Source organism: Metabacillus sp. GQ13 (genome assembly GCF_059758525.1).
The window spans coordinates 247,573-262,114 of the sequence record NZ_JCAXET010000002.1; the positions used below are offsets into that span (position 1 = coordinate 247,573).

Sequence of the window (14,542 nt, forward strand, 5' to 3'; positions counted from 1 at the left end):
TTTTCTATGACACCACTTGTTAGGGGGAATCTATGGTTTAGTCGGGAGTCCGTTCGCTTCTCGGATAAGAGAGAAGTAGTCGTCAGCCCTGACGATTTGATATTCTGGTCCAAGAGTTTCAGTAAGAGCCAATACGTCCGTAGGATTCATACCCCAAGCGTTGATACCAAGGGAGATGAACTTCGGTGATTTGCTGTCCCAGTTTTCTTTGAAGTCTGCTAGTATATTTTTTCCGTCCTGAACAGTGGCTATACCACGCAAATACGATATCGGCAGGGTGCCATTCATAATTTCGATACCGACTTTATCTCCCCCGCCTAGGAAAAGGCCAGGAACTTTATAGTCTTTCTCATATGCTGTAGCTTGTGATTCACTGAGCGGGAGGTCCAATGCCACATCCCTGTTCAGAACATAAGGAAACGACATTTTGGATTTCTTCATATATGAATAAGTATCTTTTAGGAAATCAGAAAAATTCTCATCCGGCCAAGCATATGGACTAAAGTACCCAGCTCCTGACGGTCCAGCTACAAGGAGGTCATTTTCCGTTGCAGTTGACTGGAAATGATTAAGGATAGCAGGGGCCGCATCATAAAGCATTGGGCTTGATGTCCAGTTAATCGGTACTTTACCTCGTGCAGGATCATCCCATAGATTTCGCATATGATTTTGGTCGTATTGCAAGTTATCGCCTTCACCAAAGGTATATGTCACATAGATTTTGTTCTCTAGTTTTTGTGTGGCTGGTTTCTTCATCTTCACATTTTTATGTTTTGTTCCTGAGAAGACAGTCATGTTATGAAACCAGTCAGAAGGCAGAACATAGACACCGTGCTTAGACGTTAGATCGATGCCGGCAACTTCACCTTCGAAGTCGTTGTCAAACCATCCTAGATAAGGTGTCCCTGGTTTGACATCTGACAAAATCTTCTCAAAGAGCGCCTTTTCCTCGGGCACGCTAGTAGACAGCCAGAAAACCATAGCTTTGTTCGCAACGGCATAGTCACGTAAATAGCCGAAAGGTTCCTTCTGTTCGGATGATATTGGGCGAACATTGCTTGCGGACACTACGTATTGATGCCACATATCCACAGAGATCGTCAACTGCTTTGTTCCCGCCGGAGGCTTAAATTCATACATGAAGAAATTGCCGTGATCTGCGAACCGGTGATCACTCCCTGGTAAAAACTTGGAACCGTGTTCGTCATAGAGAAAAGGTTCTTCCTCAGGCGTACCAGTTTTGAATTGGGAGATGACCTGCCCATCTGCCTTTACGACCACTTCATGAACAGCTGGTCCCCAGCCATCCTGAGTAAATGCATCGTTGAAGCGTAGATACACGGCCTCATTTCCTAAATAAGAAGACAAATCGAATTCATGCGTTTCCCGATTGCTGTCATCCCGTACTTGTTCCTTCTCTATCGCTATAGTTTGAAACGATTCGTAATTGTCTGATGGAATCGGGATGGATGTGTTTGGACTTAATCCGACTAACATTCTCTTAGTTGTTTTGCTCCAAAGATTCTCATATTGCCATGTATACGCTTCCAACCGATTCTTGAATTTGCCCTGGAAGTCTTCGATCACCTCGAGGTTATACGGTTCAGCGGTCAATTGCTTCGCCAGTTCAGGACCTGAGACAACGGCATTTTTTAGTCCAGCTAGAGTAGTAGCAACGTTGATCGAGTCCGGAATCTTTGGATCGTAGACAACTATACCTTCAATATCGTTCGCATAGGCTTTGAAGACATCCATAGCATCGTCATGAATCTTATAAGGAACCTTCAGATCGTTCAGCCAAGGATCAACTTTATTTTGTTGTACATAAATCCGCGGCTTTTCCCGATTGACAATTCCTTGGAGGGTGGTTAGAAGCAGCTTGATGTCCCCAGGTTCGTCATAAACATTGGCAACATCCAAATGCTTCACTTTCGCAAAGGTGGGGAGTTCCTGATGCTTCGGCCAATTAACAGAGCCATTGAGAGATTGAGAGTCTGGAGAAGCGGATACTCCAAACGATAATGATAGTGTGCATAACAGAACTAGACTTAGAATAGTAAGGTTTCGAATCATAATTTTTCACATCTCCTTTTTATATGTTGTGGTGGAACAGACGCCGTCTCCGTTATTCACCCCTTTCATCAGATACATAGAAGTAAGTCAATGATGTCATTTGATAATACCATATTTGATATATTTGTATATATACTTCGATAGTTTCGACAAAAGTTATCAATAAAAGATATTTTCCTTCCTTTGATAAAGGTTGAAACGTGTGTAAAAATCGCACTACTTCTCATTGGTTGCCTCTGGGTATATTCGTTAAATCTTAATGGGAGTCTCTAATAAAATGACTGTACGTTCTGCGTTAATAAGGGAAATGTTTTTAAAAAATTAAATATCACTCTTCTTGAATTAAATAACATAAATGATATAATGATATAAAGATCGGTAAGGATAGGGGTTAATCAATGCAAAAGAATTCAAGAACACCACTCTATTTGCAAATTCAAGAATATTATAAAAGTTTAATTTCCTCGAAAAAGCTGTCGGAGCACGAAAAAATACCAACTGAGCGAGAGATTATGGAGATGTTTAATGTCAGTCGGATTACTGTTGCAAATGCATTGGCCGCATTAGCGAAGGAAGGTTGGATTTATCGCATTCCTGGAAAAGGAACGTTTGTGCAGGATAGGGTGCAAGGTTTAACCGAAGGTAAAAGTGATGTGATAGATAAAAAAACATTACCGGAGGAACTAGAAGATACTTATTCTCAGAGGATACCAAATCGGAAAATGATTGGTCTAATCATGCCCTCTGTTGAAGACTTTTTTGCGATACGATTAATTGAAAGTATAAACAAGGTTTTAAAACAAACGGATTATTATCTAGTGTTTATGTTGACCCATAATTCCAAAGAAAATGAACGAGAGGCAATTAGGGAGCTGCTTCGAATGCAGGCAGTTGGGTTGCTTATCTTTCCGGTTGATGCTGAAACTTACAATGATGATATTTTAGAGTTGAAGGTAATTGACTTTCCTTTTGTACTAATTGATCGGTATTTGCCAGGAGTGGAAACGAATTATGTTAGTTCTGATAATTTCAGCGGGGCAAAACTGGCTGTTTCTCACTTATGGGATTTAGGACATCGTGATATTGCAATCTGTTCCGATTCTGCATTACCAACGATTACAGTAGAAGACCGAATTAAGGGATATATGGAGGCGCTTAAAGAGAAAGGGACCATGATAAATCCAGCCTTAATTCTTACTGATTTTAGAGTGGATTACGGCAATTTAGATGATGATCACTCATTGTATCAATTTATGGAAAATCGATATGCCACTGCTTATATCACTTTGAATGCAAAGCTTGGTTTATACATTTCGAGACTGGCAAAACATATTGGATTGAGAGTCCCTGAAGATATATCCATTCTTACATTTGATGATCCTTCTTCTGGTTATGATGAATTTGGTGTGTACACTCACATTTCTCAGTCAGAACAGGAAATGGGTCGGGAAGCTGCAAAAATATTAATTCAATTGCTTGATAATCGAAAAGTTAAAACACATTTTGACTACAAAAAGATAAACCTTACTCCGAAATTAATAGTTAAAGAAACGACAGGGGCTTTAAACGATTTCAATAAATGATATATATGTATTAAAAACACCAGATGAAATTCAGGTGTTTTTTTTTGTACTATCTTCGTTATCGATATGAACAGGGTAAAGGAACGGTTAACCCGATGACCGTTCCTTTACCTTCAATACTCTAAGGACGATACTTGTGCGCTTTCCAAACATCATTTTAGTAAAAGATATTCATTTCTAAATGTATTATTGACATAAATGAATTAATAGATATATAATAATATATATCAAATCGATATTAGATAATTCAGAAAAAAATTCCAGAGATTTTAAATTTGGTTTTTACATTCTCACATTCAGTAAGCTTATTCTTGGAATAATACCCTCCATTGTTATGGCATACCACAAGCCCGAAAATTAATAGATTCCCAACTTAGTATAAAACAAATGAGTCCGAGTAAAACAAAACACAATCTGCTCTGATTTGTTTCTCCAAAGTAAAACTAACAATTTCATATTCAAAATATTAGACATACATAATAGCAAGAAGCTTTTCTTATAGAAAACATAAAGTAAGCGAAAAAATGAAAGCGATAACATTGTAAGTGGATTCTTAAAGGAAGTTGAAGCCATAAAACATATAATTTGCTCGATTTAAGGAGGTGAACACTATAAGGTACATATGCTTCCAGGTTATTTAAGTGCTTAAGGGGAATGAAGATTGAGTTATTCTGAGTTATTTTAAAAGTCTGTTAGATGAATGGGGGAGGAAAATTTGTTCCGAAAACTTATATTGTTAACTTTGACATTGGTCTTAGTACTAATGGGTAGTGCGGTCTACGCAAAAAGCCCAAATCCAGAACCAGTGAAAAATGGAAAAATTGATTGGCCAGAGAACCAGGCACTGCCTTCATTTGCAAAAGCAAAGCATCTTGATGTTATTGATCTAAGGGCAAATAGCGGGGATGAGAAGTTGTTATTCACTACACTTCAAGGAAACGTGAATCGCGAAATACCGAGAATCTATTCAATCGAAGTAGACTATGAGGAAGGAAATTATACTTGGTTAAACGATATGGACGTGCCTTATACAATGATTGAAAAACCATGGAATCTCTTAATGAAATATAAGAAAGAGATTGCAGGTATCATCATCTATGATCCTGAAGTAGAAGATTCAATCAATGTCGCAACAACAATGGCAGGAATAAAAAATGCAGTAGTGGCCAGTCCTGAACTTGCTGAGAAACTTACAAATGCACCATACAACCTAAAAGTGATTGAAGACTTCCGTGGGCGTTTCAAAGACGGATTGGAAGCATATAAATGGCAATTTGAGAATCTCTGGTCAAAAACGACTCACCGTATGCTGGTTGGATTGAACCCTAGCAGAAGTGTAGCTTTACCTGAAGACAATTGGACTGACTTTCAAACCATCATTCAGGAGGAAGAACAGATTAGGGATAGCGAAAATCGAGATGTATATGATCTAGATTTGTCGGAGTTCCTTGGAAAAGATGCTGTCTATCTTCGTTTTCAGGATGCTTTTTCGAATGATGGATGGGGTCCAGCAGTGCATGAGGTTACAGTAAAAGCTGATGGGAAAATCATTGCACAGTTTATACCTGGTTCATCAGAAGAAGAGAAGTTTTTATATGATCGTAACCAATCAAGTTCAGATGAACGCTTCGAGGGACATAGGTGGGCAGATAATGGAAATTACTTTGTGTATAAATTTATTCCACCTGCCGGAACCCAAGATCTAGATGTTTCGGTTGATATGTGGAATCAATTCAAAGTATCTGCTTCAAATGTTCAGCCTCAATCGTCAGAAAAGACAGAACCTTATGGCTATCTGAGAGATTATGCTGTTGCCAACCGTGCAATGGTTTTCTGGCTTGAATCAAATGTTCTGGAAGAAAAGGAATTGTTTGAGAGCATCCTTTCAGATGTCGAACCAAATACACCTTATTTAGGATGGTTTGGAAACGATGTGGCTGGAGAGTTTAGCTCAACAGAACTTACTTCAAGGCATAGTGTCTATGTAGTACCTGCCGATTGGTTTAACAATATGACCGTCTTTTCGGGCACGAAGGGAAAATTGAAAAAACAGAAGCCTTTACCAGCACCAGAACTTACTAATAAAATTTACCTTACTTTTACACTTGGAGAAGGCGACAACCTACAGTATAACCAACATAAGTTAAGACAACTTTGGGATGATGAAGGAAGAGGAAGTGTGCCAATTAACTGGTCAGCCAGTCCACTTCTGTATGATGCAGCTCCTTCGATTCTAAGCCATTACCAACATACAGCAACCAAAAACGATCTCTTAATTGCAGGTCCATCTGGTGCAGGTTATATTTATCCAACACCTTGGCCTGATGACACTTTCGAAAAATATGCGAAACTAACAAACAAGTACATGAAACGCACGGGCATGGACATTATATATGCACTTAACCGTGTGGATGAACAGAACGTACCGTTGTCTGAATCAGAAGCTCAGCACTATATCGATTATATCAATCCAAAAGGAGTTTTCCTCAGTTGGGAAAATACCAGTGGAACATCGATATTAAATGGCAAACTCCCGCAGTCGATATTGCGAGGTGCCAGTAGTGTAGGAGAAGCAAAAGAAGCCATTGCAGAATTATCTGCAGAATGGGATGGAAAGTCACCATTATTCATCTCAATGGGAATGTTGTCTTGGTCAGTTACCCCTTCAGATATTGAGGAAATTGCCAATTCATTAGGTACGGAATATGAGGTTGTACGTGGTGATCAGTACTTTGAACTCATTCGAGAAGCCAATGGGTTGTCTAGCAACTAAGATTTACACTCTCTTTAATTGAAAATGATAAAACAGGTGAAGTTCCTCTAAGAAGCGGTAAACAGATGGAGTTAGACTACTTAGAGGTTCACCTGTCTTACATAATACCTAAATTGAATCTAATAAATAGGAGGGATTAACACCTATGGTTATCAGGGATCGAGAAGAAGAGAGAATCGGTTTTCAGGAATCTGCATCATTTAAGCCTTCATTTGATTTACAAACTGATTTTGTCATGGTTTATGGAATTGATAAGTCGATGCCCAAACGAATACAAGAATGGAAAGAAAAAGGCTATGTAGTTCATTTAATGACAGGTGTCGCATGGGGAGAATACCAAGAATATTTGTATGGTAAAATTGACGGTCATCGCCATTGGGATGAGGCACAAAAAAATAAACAGGGCTCTTATATTCAACATGGGAAAGATATTCCTTATATGGTACCTACCATTTCCTATACGAATTTTTTAACAAAAAGAATTAAAACTGCTGTAGACGCTGGAGTCGAGGCGATTCACCTTGAAGAGCCTGAGTATTGGGTTGATGGAGGATATTCTGAAGCGTTTAAAAGAGAATGGCAGATTTATTATAAGGAACCATGGATCCCACCTCATGAATCTGAAGATGGCCAGTATCGTGCTTCACATCTTAAAGCATATTTATATAAGCGTAGTTTAGACCGGTTATGCAGTGAGTTGAAAGAGTATGCATTAGTTAAATATAACCGTTTTATACGATTTTATGTTCCTACTCATAGTCTGATAAATTATACACAATGGAGAATTGTAAGTCCTGAATCGATGCTGATAGATTTACCATCTATCGACGGTTATATTGCGCAAATATGGACCGGAACTTCACGAACTCAAAATGTATATGAAGGTGTTCGAAAGGAACGGACATTTGAAACCGCTTTCTTGGAGTATGGAATGATGCAGGAACTCGTTAGTGGGACAGATCGAAGAATGTGGTTTTTACATGATCCTATTGAAGATAATCCAAGATACACATGGTCTGATTACCGAAAAAATTACTTTAAAACAGTTGTAGCTTCACTTTTACATCCTGATATTTCTCATTATGAAGTTTCTCCATGGCCTTCCAGGATTTTTGAAGGGAAATATCCTAATGAAGAAGGGACAGGTGTTGAAACAATCCCTGAAGACTATGCGACGACCTTGCTGACAGTCATGCATACATTAGGAAACATGAATCAACAGGACATTCGTGTTCACGGAATGTCTGAAAAAATCGGAGTTCTAGTATCTGATTCGATGATGTACCAAAGAAAGAATATTTCTAGTAAAGAAAATGATTCTAATACTCGTTATGATGGGACAAATACGGATTCGGTCAATAACGATCAAGATATTGAACTTTTAAATTTCTCTTCCTTTTATGGATTGACACTCCCACTTTTAAAGAGAGGATTGTGGGTTAGACCAGTTCAGCTAGATAATATACGACGTTTTCCAAATTATCTAAAGGATTATCGCTTATTGATTTTAAGCTATGAATTTCTAAAGCCTGAATATCCCGATTTGCATAATGCACTTGCTCAATGGGTGAAAGAAGGCGGTGTGCTAATCTATGTTGGTGATAACAGTGATCCATACCATAAAGTCAGAGAATGGTGGAATACAGGAAAGCACCAGTACCGTTTCCCAAGTGAACATCTTTTTGAAAGCTTAGGATTAGCTAGTGGAATTGAACAGGGCATATATAAAGTAGACAAAGGAATCCTTGGTTATTTAAAGCTTTCCCCTGACGAATGTGCCAAATCTAAAAAGGGTGCAGATTTGTTAAGAGAAACGATTAATAATAGTTTAGAAAACTATGATCAAGAGATTACTTTAGATGAGAGGAACTATTTTATGCTACAAAGAGGTCCTTATCGAATAGCTGCAGTTTTAGATGAGTCAATTAACCAAGAACCGCTAGAAATAAAAGGGAACTTTGTAGATCTGTTTGATCCATCACTAAAAGTTCTCCATCATATTCAATTAAAACCAGATGAAAACACTCTATTATATGATTTAGACTATAATTCTACAAAACAGGAAGTAAAGGTAATCGCTGCATCTTCAAGGATTGAGGAACTAAATCAGAATGAAAATGGCTTTGAAATGATTGTTAGAGGACCAGAAAAGTTGAAGGCAGTTGCCCGTTTATCCTGTTTTAAAGAGCCGATTGAAGCTAAGTTAGTTATTGGAAATAAAAGTGAGCATATTAGTTGGGAATGGAATGAACAATCACAAACGATTTTACTCAACTATATTCATAGTTCAATAGAAATAACAAGAATACTTGTAAAGTGGTAGTCAATAAAACAAATGACATGCAACAAAGAAACAACGTCTTCTTAAGTCACATTCTTTGGGAGTGGGGTAAAAATGAAGGACCACCTTGATTCAAAATTAGCTTCCGAGAAAGTATATGTAACGGAAAAAAAGCAACAAAACATCTGGTTAAAAGTATGGCAGCATAGAGTGTTCTATCTATTTTTACTTCCAGGAATTGTTTGGTTTGTCATATTCTCATATATTCCGATGTATGGAATAACGATAGCATTCAAAGACTTTAATTTCGTACAGGGAATCCTTGGGAGTCCATGGGCTGGATTTAAATATTTTCAACAGTTTTTTAACTATTATCAATCTGGAGAAATTATTCGTAACACAATAGTTATAAGTTTAATGAAACTCCTAATTGGTTTTCCGATGCCCATTATATTAGCTCTCATGTTAAATGAAATAAAGGCTACGAAATTCAAAAGGACGGTACAAACCATTTCATATCTACCCCATTTTATCTCTTGGGTTGTCGTTGTTACACTTATGCAGCGGATATTAAGCCCATATGGAGGACCGATAAATGAATTGATTGATGTACTAGGACTAGACAAAATTCAGTTTTTAGGGAATATAAATTATTTTTATCAACTAATTATTGGATCTGATATCTGGAAAGGTGTAGGTTGGGGAGCCATTATTTATTTAGCAGCAATTTCAGGAGTGGACCCTCAATTATATGAAGCAGCAAAAATTGATGGAGCAAATCGGTTCAGGCAGATGTGGCATGTGACATTACCATCAATAAGAGGTGTAATGGTTATCTTGTTTATTCTCGCATGTGGCGGGATTATGTCTGCAGGGTATGAGCAATTACTACTATTAAACACTCCATCAACGGCTTCAATAGGGACTGTATTAGATGTTTATGTGATCCAGGCTGGTTTGGAGCAAGGGCGTTTTAGTTATGCGACAGCAGTTGGGTTATTCCAAGGAATCATTGGATTAATTCTAATTATTTCAGCTAATCGAATTAGCAAAAAAGTCAATGGAACATCCTTATGGTAAAGGAGTTGAGACTTAATGAGTGGGAAAAAATGGTCGGTATTTTCTATCACTAATCATTCATTATTAGCACTTTTTGCTTTCTGTACAGTGTATCCCTTTATCTATATTTTAGCTTATTCACTTAGTGATGGAGTGGCGGCAATGAAGTACTCTATTTATTTTCTTCCGAAAGGGTTTACATTTGATAATTATATTCAGATTTTCCAAGATACTAAGTTTCTCGAAGCTTATAAAATTACCATTCTCCGTACAGTGATTGGAACGGCATTACATGTGTTTTTAAGTGCATTATTTGCCTATGCCTTAACAAAGAAATCACTTCCTGGAAGAACGTTCTTTACCTTTTTCATCTTTATACCAACTCTGTTTGGCGGAGGGATGATACCTACTTTTGTTTTGTATAGAGAATTAGGATTAATCAACACAATTTGGGTTTATATCATTCCATTTTTATATAACTTTTTTAATATTATTGTGCTTCGTACCTTTTTTCAGCAACTACCTAATTCATTAGAAGAATCTGCAAAAATAGATGGTTGTGGAGATTTTAAAATTTTCATGAAAATTATTTTACCATTATCTACACCTGTCCTTGCAACAATTGGACTTTTCATTGGTGTATTTCACTGGAATGATTGGTTTACAGGCACCTACTTTGTTACTAACAAAGACTTATTGCCTGTACAGACTTTGCTTAATGATCTTTTGAGTCAATCACTAGCTCAAGCAGATGCAGCAAAGAATGCTTCACAAACAGGGACTTCGGTAGGTCTACAATCAGTAGCGCAAACGACGCCAGAATCATTGCGTATGGCAACTTTAATGGTGGCGACTTTACCAATTTTATTTGTCTATCCATTTTTGCAAAAATACTTTGTTAAAGGCGTCATGATAGGTTCAGTAAAGGGATAGGTCTTCTCAAAAGAGGAGTTTATCATATGAAAGAAAATAGTTCATTTTAGGGGGATAAAGATGAAAAAGAAATTTAGGCTAGTAGTGTCGTTGTTGTTGGTATTTTCACTTACCATTTTAGCTGCTTGTCAGGAAAAAAGTGAGGAAACGAGTACTGATGGTAAGGAGGGTCCTATTACAGTAAAGGTTTTGCATAACTGGGCTGGTTCAGATGGTAATGAACCTAAAGATGTTGAAAATAATCCTGTTGCCAAAAAGATTTTGGAAGAAACAGGAGTGAAAATGGAATTTGACTATCCAAAGGGATTAAGTGAAGTAGAAAAAATCACTCAAATTTTTGCTACTGGAGAATTTCCTGACTTGTATACAGGTCCTGCTTGGGGGAAAGAAAGTGAAACGCTGTTAAAGGCAGCGAATGAAGGGCAGCTTCATGATTTAACCGAGTATTTAGAAAAGTATCCAAATCTTGCAAATCTAGTGAAGCAGGAAAATATGTCAACATCTTTATATGATAGTATTATTAGTCAACAAAAGGGCGGTAAATTTATGCTTCACGCAGGATTTCCAGCTGCTTCTGATGATGCCATTAACTGGTTATATGGATTATACGTTAATAAAGACATCGCAGAAAAGGTAGGAATTGATCCACAATCTGTCCATACACCGGAGGATCTTTATAATTTTCTGGAAGCTGTAAAAGATGAGAATCTTGAGGTTAATGGTAAACCTGTTTTTCCTTTAGGAGCTGGGGGAACTGGTTGGCCTTTAGATATTATGACTGAGATGTTTTTACCTGTTGCGGGATCTTCAAGTTGGAAGATTGATGACAATGGAAATGCTCAATTAAATTTCTTAACAAAAGAATATGAGGATTATATTTTATACATGCAGAAATTACGTAACGATGGATTACTAGATCCAGAGGCGTATACACAAACTGGCGCTATTGCAGAGGAAAAGTTTACACAAGAACGTTATGCGGTAGTTCCAAATCAGTTCCCAGGATTATGGACTGGGTTAGTAAAAGCAGGGCTTCAAGATAAGTTTGTTCCATTAGGACCATTAAATGATTTCAATGGGGATCCTTATCGAACAGAAGTGAATGTAACTGGTTCTCAACTCATTGCAGTTCCAAATTCTGTTTCTAAGGAAAAATTAGATGTAATAATGGAGATGTTAAATTATTTGGCATCTGATGAAGGTTTTCTTTTAACAAACTTTGGTATCGAGGGTGATCATTACGATATGATTGATGGCAATGTTCAAGCTAAAAAGGAATGGGTTGATAAACTAAAAGAGGATCCGAAAGTATTGATTAATGAGGGAATCGGTTCTTCTTACGGTACACTAGCGGGGTTATATCGTACAGTTTCCTTAGCAGGTGGTGCCTTTGGGTATCAATATGATGAAAGATATAAAATAGAAGAAGATTTCAAAAAAATCATGTCCCCAGATGGCATTAAGTCAGTTGAAGGTAAAGATCCTTATAATGTGTTTAAACAACATGAATATTTCGAACAAATCCAGCCTGTTTTTGATACGTTAGGAGAAGTAGTCCTACAAGCTATTCATACAAAAACAGAAGAAGATGCTCTGAAATTAATTGAGGAATCTCGAGAAGCGTTAAAAAATGTAGGTATTGAAGACGTTGCTGATGAACTATCAAAACAAGCAAAAGAAGGAACAGAATTCATGAGATATAGGACATCAAATTAATCGATATCAATACTGAACTAATTTAGGCATAAAGGAGAGCAGTACGCTCTCCTTATCACTCATATGGATAGAATAATAAATTAGAAAATAGGAGATGTTTAAAAATGACTGAAACTTTTAGACCCCCTTCAGTTCCACTAATAACGGTTGATCCGTATTTTAGTGTCTGGTCGGCAGCAGATAATCTTTATGATGATCATAGTGTGCATTGGACAAACAAACGCAACAGCATGGTTGGTATGATTAGGATAGATGGTAAGCCTAGAAGGTTCATGGGTAAAGTAGAGATGGATTCTGATACAGAATACGAAGAACCAGATACTTTGTTTCAAAAAAGTTTAAAAGTTGATCCGTTAACTAGTACGTACATTTTTGAAGGAGACGGTATTGAGCTAGAAGTTAGTTTTACAACACCGTTGCTTCTTGACGAGTTAGATTTATTGTCAAGACCGGCATCATACGTCACCTTCCGTGTTCGTTCTTTAGATGACAAGTCCCATGATGTCAAAATTTATTTTGATGTATCTGGCGAATTGTGTGTGAACACACCGGATCAAAAAATAGCTTGGTCTAGAAAAATGATTAATGACAATATCGTAGCTATGCGCATGGGTACTAAAGAACAGTCAATTCTAAATCGTGTCGGAGATGATACGAGGATTGATTGGGGGTACTGTTATCTAGCAGCACCTCAGACAAGATCCCTAGAAACGGTTATACAATCATATAATGGTAGGAAACATTTTATCGACACTGGACAATTGCAAAAGGATGATGATGTACATCAGCCTAGACCGGCAAAAGAAGATACCCCAGTAATGGCAGCTGTATTAGATATAGGACAGATTCATGAACGTCAATCTTCGAACTATCTTATTTTAGCGTATGATGATATTCAATCAATAGAATACTTTGGAAAGCCTTTGAATGCTTATTGGCGCAGGAATGGGCTAACGTTTGAGGAAATGCTTGAATCTGCAGTAGTTCAATACGAGGAAATTCAGAAAAAATGTGAAACCTTCAACCATAAACTCATCAAAGAAAGCCAAAATGCAGGAGGAGATAAATATAAGGATATGCTGTCACTTGCTTATCGGCAAGCAATTGCCGCACATAAGCTGGTTATAGATGAAAAAGGGGATGTTTTATTTTTATCTAAAGAAAACTTCAGTAATGGATGCGTTGCAACTGTTGATGTCAGTTATCCATCCATCCCTCTGTTCTTATACTATAATCCTGAGTTCGTCAAAGCTATGATGAGACCAATATTCCGATATGCAGCTACCGAAGAGTGGAAATTTAATTTTGCTCCTCATGATGTTGGATGTTATCCGAAAGCAAATGGTCAAGTTTATGGTGGAAATAAATTAGAGAACCAGATGCCAATTGAAGAGTGTGGGAACATGTTGATCATGGCCGCAGCAGTTTGTATCTATGAAAAGGATGCAAGTTTCGCAAAAGAGAACTGGGTACTTTTGACCAAATGGGCGAATTATTTAATAGAAAATGGACTTGATCCAGAAAACCAATTATGTACGGATGACTTTGCTGGGCACTTAGCGCATAATACCAACCTTTCCATCAAAGCAATCCTCGGTATCGGTGCCTATTCGATTATGTGTAATATGCTAGATGAAAAGGATGGAGAAGTTTATTATCAAATGGCAAAAGAGATGGCATCTCAATGGGTAATAATGGCTACTGCCAATGATCATTACAAACTTACATTTGATAGTACGCCAGAGACATGGAGTCTAAAATATAACTTGGTTTGGGATCAACTATTCGGACTTCAACTGTTTCCAGGAGATATAGTAGAACGAGAAATCCCATTTTACATTTCAAAAAAGAACAAGTTTGGAACCCCTCTAGACAATAGGAACACATATACGAAGTCTGATTGGCTCGTTTGGTGTGCAACCATGGCAAAATCCAAGAAAGATTTTGAGCAAATGATCACACCACTTTGGGATTTCTTAAATGAATCTTCAAGTCGTGTTCCTCTTACTGATTGGTATGACACGGTCACTGGCAAGCAGATAAACTTTCAGAACCGATCAGTTGTAGGTGGCCTATTTATTAAATTATTATATTCGTCTAAGTCAATCCGATGACGTTTTTACT

General features: G+C 37.4%; 8 protein-coding genes. 7 read left to right on the top strand and 1 reads right to left on the bottom strand.

Annotation, left to right across the window (positions count from 1 at the left end):
• Nucleotides 1-30 precede the first annotated feature (30 nt).
• A complete protein-coding gene (locus AC6CHR_RS03375) occupies nt 31-2,073 on the bottom strand; it encodes a GxGYxYP domain-containing protein (RefSeq protein WP_498247072.1) in 2,043 nt (680 codons plus the stop codon).
• Nucleotides 2,074-2,471: 398 nt separating this feature from the next.
• On the opposite strand from AC6CHR_RS03375, the gene AC6CHR_RS03380 reads away from it, so the two are divergent.
• The 7 genes from AC6CHR_RS03380 to AC6CHR_RS03410 all read left to right on the top strand — a co-directional run bounded on the left by AC6CHR_RS03380 (nt 2,472) and on the right by AC6CHR_RS03410 (nt 14,532).
• A complete protein-coding gene (locus AC6CHR_RS03380; protein ID WP_498247073.1) occupies nt 2,472-3,656 on the top strand; it encodes a GntR family transcriptional regulator in 1,185 nt (394 codons plus the stop codon).
• Between the two features lie 715 nt (nt 3,657-4,371).
• A complete protein-coding gene (locus tag AC6CHR_RS03385; protein ID WP_498247075.1) occupies nt 4,372-6,429 on the top strand; it encodes a GxGYxYP domain-containing protein in 2,058 nt (685 codons plus the stop codon).
• 145 nt (nt 6,430-6,574) lie between these two features.
• Nucleotides 6,575-8,752, top strand: a complete 2,178-nt coding sequence (locus tag AC6CHR_RS03390; protein WP_498247076.1) for a hypothetical protein — start codon at nt 6,575-6,577, stop codon at nt 8,750-8,752.
• A 72-nt stretch (nt 8,753-8,824) separates the two neighbouring features.
• On the top strand, nt 8,825-9,790 hold the full coding sequence (locus tag AC6CHR_RS03395) for an ABC transporter permease (RefSeq protein WP_498247077.1): 966 nt from the start codon (nt 8,825-8,827) through the stop codon (nt 9,788-9,790).
• 15 nt (nt 9,791-9,805) lie between these two features.
• On the top strand, nt 9,806-10,702 hold the full coding sequence (locus tag AC6CHR_RS03400; protein ID WP_498247078.1) for a carbohydrate ABC transporter permease: 897 nt from the start codon (nt 9,806-9,808) through the stop codon (nt 10,700-10,702).
• Nucleotides 10,703-10,762: 60 nt separating this feature from the next.
• On the top strand, nt 10,763-12,418 hold the full coding sequence (locus AC6CHR_RS03405; RefSeq protein WP_498247079.1) for an extracellular solute-binding protein: 1,656 nt from the start codon (nt 10,763-10,765) through the stop codon (nt 12,416-12,418).
• 104 nt (nt 12,419-12,522) lie between these two features.
• Nucleotides 12,523-14,532, top strand: a complete 2,010-nt coding sequence (locus AC6CHR_RS03410; protein ID WP_498247080.1) for a glutaminase family protein — start codon at nt 12,523-12,525, stop codon at nt 14,530-14,532.
• Nucleotides 14,533-14,542 lie beyond the last annotated feature (10 nt).

What these genes read in the sequence shown, in the direction of transcription:
- AC6CHR_RS03410 (WP_498247080.1), top strand. Translation starts at nt 12,523, where the DNA reads ATGACTGAAACTTTTAGACCCCCTTCAGTTCCACTAATAACGGTTGAT.
- AC6CHR_RS03380 (WP_498247073.1), top strand. Translation starts at nt 2,472, where the DNA reads ATGCAAAAGAATTCAAGAACACCACTCTATTTGCAAATTCAAGAATAT.
- AC6CHR_RS03405 (WP_498247079.1), top strand. Translation starts at nt 10,763, where the DNA reads ATGAAAAAGAAATTTAGGCTAGTAGTGTCGTTGTTGTTGGTATTTTCA.
- AC6CHR_RS03400 (WP_498247078.1), top strand. Translation starts at nt 9,806, where the DNA reads ATGAGTGGGAAAAAATGGTCGGTATTTTCTATCACTAATCATTCATTA.
- AC6CHR_RS03390 (WP_498247076.1), top strand. Translation starts at nt 6,575, where the DNA reads ATGGTTATCAGGGATCGAGAAGAAGAGAGAATCGGTTTTCAGGAATCT.
- AC6CHR_RS03375 (WP_498247072.1), bottom strand. Translation starts at nt 2,073, where the DNA reads ATGATTCGAAACCTTACTATTCTAAGTCTAGTTCTGTTATGCACACTA.
- AC6CHR_RS03395 (WP_498247077.1), top strand. Translation starts at nt 8,825, where the DNA reads ATGAAGGACCACCTTGATTCAAAATTAGCTTCCGAGAAAGTATATGTA.